1 protein-coding gene is annotated in these 1,273 nt (G+C 27.7%); it reads left to right on the top strand.

Features of this window, described 5'->3' with window-relative positions; genetic code table 11:
- Positions 1-27: 27 nt before the first annotated feature.
- A complete protein-coding gene (locus tag G3997_RS02930) occupies positions 28-1,260 on the top strand; it encodes an LL-diaminopimelate aminotransferase (RefSeq protein ID WP_296647828.1) in 1,233 nt (410 codons plus the stop codon).
- Positions 1,261-1,273: the final 13 nt, after the last annotated feature.

Below are 1,273 nucleotides of genomic sequence, written 5' to 3'. Positions count from 1 at the left end.
TATACTATTTACTTTGGAGGTATSACAATGGATTTTTTGGACAATTTAATTGCTGATTCATTAGGAGGATCTTCTTTCTTTACTGCACCTAAAAAGCTTTATAAATTTGAAAAAATTAAGCAATTAACTAATGAAGTTACTAAAAAAAATCCAAATATTAAACTCATTGACATGGGTGTAGGTGAGCCAGATAAATCTGCTGATAAACTCATATGTGATGTATTAAATGAGGAATCCCGAAAATTAGAAAACAGATATTATTCTGATAATGGAATTAAAGAATTTCAAGAAGCAGCTTGTAGATATTTAAATAACGTATATGGTATAGACAATATTTCTACATCCAACGTAATGCATGGAATAGGCTCTAAGTCTATACTTTCTATGATACCTGTATGCTTTATAAATCCTGGTGATATATGTATAATGCCATCACCTAATTATCCTACATTAGGAACTTATACAAAAATTTTAGGTGGAGAAATATACAATATTGAACTTTCTAAAGAAAACAATTTCTATCTGAATTTAAAAAGCATTCCTGATGATATTTTAAAAAGAGCTAAAATGATTTATATAAATTACCCTAATAATCCTACAGGTCAGGTTGCAACTTATGAATTTTATAAAGATGTTGTAGATTTTGCTAAAAAAAATAATATTTTAGTAGTTTCTGATTTAGCGTATGGACATCTAACTTATGATGATTATAAACCTCTTAGTATTTTATCTATTGACGGAGCTTTAGATGTTTGTATAGAAATTCACTCTATGTCTAAGTCATTTAATATGACTGGTTGGAGATTAGCTTTTGTTGTTGGGTCTGAAAAATTTATAAATCTATTTTCTGTAGTAAAATCTAACACTGACTCTGGACAATTTAGAGCTATCCAAAAAGCAGGTGTATTTGCTCTTGATAATTATCATTTAGTAGATATTAATAGAGAAAGATATTCAAGAAGACTTGATTTACTGACTAAAACATTAAAAGAAATTGGTTTTGATGCTATAAAACCTAAGGCAGGATTTTATATTTATGTACCAATTCCTAAGGGAGTAAAAGATGGAATAAGATTTGAAAGTGCAGAAGATGCTACTTTATACCTGTTAGGAAAAGCTTTGGTATCTACAGTTCCTTGGGATGATTGTGGCTCTTATTTAAGATTTTCTGTAACTTATGAAGCTGATACTATTGAAGATGAATTTAATATAATGAATGAATTAAAAAATAGATTACTTTCATTAAATCTAGAATTTTAAAATTAGTTTAAAT

Source organism: Romboutsia sp. 13368, assembly GCF_018336475.1.
Classification (GTDB): domain Bacteria; phylum Bacillota; class Clostridia; order Peptostreptococcales; family Peptostreptococcaceae; genus Romboutsia.
This window is presented reverse-complemented; position numbering and strand designations above follow the sequence as displayed.